This is a genomic window from Flavilitoribacter nigricans DSM 23189 = NBRC 102662, from assembly GCF_002646595.1.
Taxonomy (GTDB): domain Bacteria; phylum Bacteroidota; class Bacteroidia; order Chitinophagales; family Saprospiraceae; genus Flavilitoribacter; species Flavilitoribacter nigricans.
Map to the genome: position 1 here is coordinate 1 of NZ_PDUD01000111.1, position 1,833 is coordinate 1,833.

At 39.7% G+C, this 1,833-nt stretch carries 3 protein-coding genes; all 3 read right to left on the reverse strand.

Annotation, left to right across the window (positions count from 1 at the left end; translation table 11 throughout):
• Positions 1 to 206: hypothetical protein (locus CRP01_RS42925; RefSeq protein ID WP_222845957.1), on the reverse strand; the 206-nt coding region annotated here is incomplete at its 3' end.
• Between the two features lie 89 nt (positions 207 to 295).
• Positions 296 to 805, reverse strand: coding sequence for a hypothetical protein (locus CRP01_RS41605; RefSeq protein ID WP_099156020.1), 510 nt, complete (start codon positions 803 to 805; stop codon positions 296 to 298).
• A 93-nt stretch (positions 806 to 898) separates the two neighbouring features.
• Entirely contained in the window at positions 899 to 1,393 is a 495-nt protein-coding gene (locus CRP01_RS41610; protein ID WP_099156021.1) for a hypothetical protein, read from the reverse strand.
• Between the last annotated feature and the right edge of the window lie 440 nt (positions 1,394 to 1,833).

Here is a 1,833-nt window from a genome sequence, read left to right on the forward strand (position 1 = left end):
TTTATGTACTTTCCACTTTTAGTTCCTCCCCCTAGATGTCCTTCACCTCTTAATGTATAGTTTCCGTACTGATCAAACTGATAGATCCATTCCGTCTCTCCCCAAAAACCAATGAATTTACGTTTTTTGGAAAATACCGAATCATCTCCAGCACAGCTAAGCTGTCCAAGTAGAAGTAAAATGATTATTTTCTTAATAAAATGCATCGATTTTTAAATGGCAGCTAACGGTTCGCTAGACGATCGGCCGAAGCAAAGCTGAGGCTGGGCGGCTAGCGGGGTGTTCCACACCGTTTCTATTTTTTTAATCTAATTTCCATGTCCTTTTCTTGGTCATAAATCGGTTCATGATTGATACCGTAAAAAATATTGTCCGAAGGAGTTGTCCATATGTGTATAAAATCTCCACTTTTCAAAGTTAACCTACATCCAGTTTGAATCTCTCTTTGTCCCCAAGTCGTAATTTCAATTTCGGTGCCTTGGATATAGCCAAATGCTTGCAATTCCTCTTTTCTTAAAAACTCCTTCTCTTTCCAATGGTATCTACCATCTTTAAAATCTTTCTCTAAAGAACTCTTATCTAAAAATCCTCCTCTTTGTATTCTTATTGATTCAGCATCTGCATCACAGCTTAAAGTAATTTGTTCTCCAGTTGAAAATTCAAGTTTAAGAGTTCCTCTTGATTCTTCCTGTAATTTACCTTCAAAAAAATATTGTTCTTCGATCGCTGATTTAATTTCTAATCCGATTATCGAATCCAAAATTTGACGATTTTCTTTGTAAACCTTTTCTACTCTTGGATTCATCGTTTTTTGTTTCTTAATGGTGTGGAACGGCCAGGCTATGCGATCGGCCGGAGCTTTGCGGAGGCTGATCGCATAGGCTTTTGTTGTAGCCAGTTAATTTTCTTTTTCAAAAGAATAAAGAGTACCATAGCCATTTTTACATTCTATAAAAAATTTTTCGGGTATACCATCTATAAATGAAATTTCGGTTATGGCATTTTCATCGCATCGTTCACTTTCTAAATTAAGAAATACTAACTTATTTTCTTCAATTTTATCAGGAAGCTCGTACATCATTCCTATATAGTAATTACCTATGTAGTCATTATTTGAAGTAAATACCAAAATCCGGTTCGTTGCCCTACCAGATAGCCCCCATATCCAGCTTGAAGTCATAATTTTGTAGGTCTCTTTATTCGATTCAATTGTACCTAGATATTTTAGGTGAGTCTCAGTTCCTCCTGCTTCACTCCATTCTCCAAATACAAAAGCGCTATCGGGAAGATTCATTTCTAGGACCTTCTGACGAATTGCATCATCATCAATCTGTCCAAACAGGTGCAAATTGAATAAATTCAGAACTAGTATTGTTAATATCGCTCTTGGCATCTATTAATTGGCTACAACGGTTCGCTAGACGATCGGCCGAAGCTTCAGCGGAGGCTGGGCGGCTAGCGGATGTTGGCTGCCGTCCTATTTATATTTTCAATGTCGAGCTCGGACACATGTTATGTCTTTCTCGGCTAAATTTCAATTTCGCTTGGCATTTTTCTGTCCTATTTTCCATGTTGTGCTCGGCTGACCTACATCTTGCCCCGCAGGGACGCGCTCCCGATCGGCCGTCGACGTCTCGCTTAGCTATTTTCTTAAGTACTGTTTGGCTGTAATAATTGGTTTTTCCGTGTCGCGCTCGGTTCCCCCGGATGGCTGCCAACATTAAGTCCGTTAACCGAAGGCGTAGCCCAAGCGGAGCTTTCGCTTAACGGACACGTTGGACGAAGGTGCCCGTCACACGAGACTATTATGGGCAAAGTATCTGATTCATCTGT

What these genes read in the sequence shown, in the direction of transcription:
- CRP01_RS41605 (WP_099156020.1), bottom strand. Translation starts at nt 805, where the DNA reads ATGAATCCAAGAGTAGAAAAGGTTTACAAAGAAAATCGTCAAATTTTG.
- CRP01_RS41610 (WP_099156021.1), bottom strand. Translation starts at nt 1,393, where the DNA reads ATGCCAAGAGCGATATTAACAATACTAGTTCTGAATTTATTCAATTTG.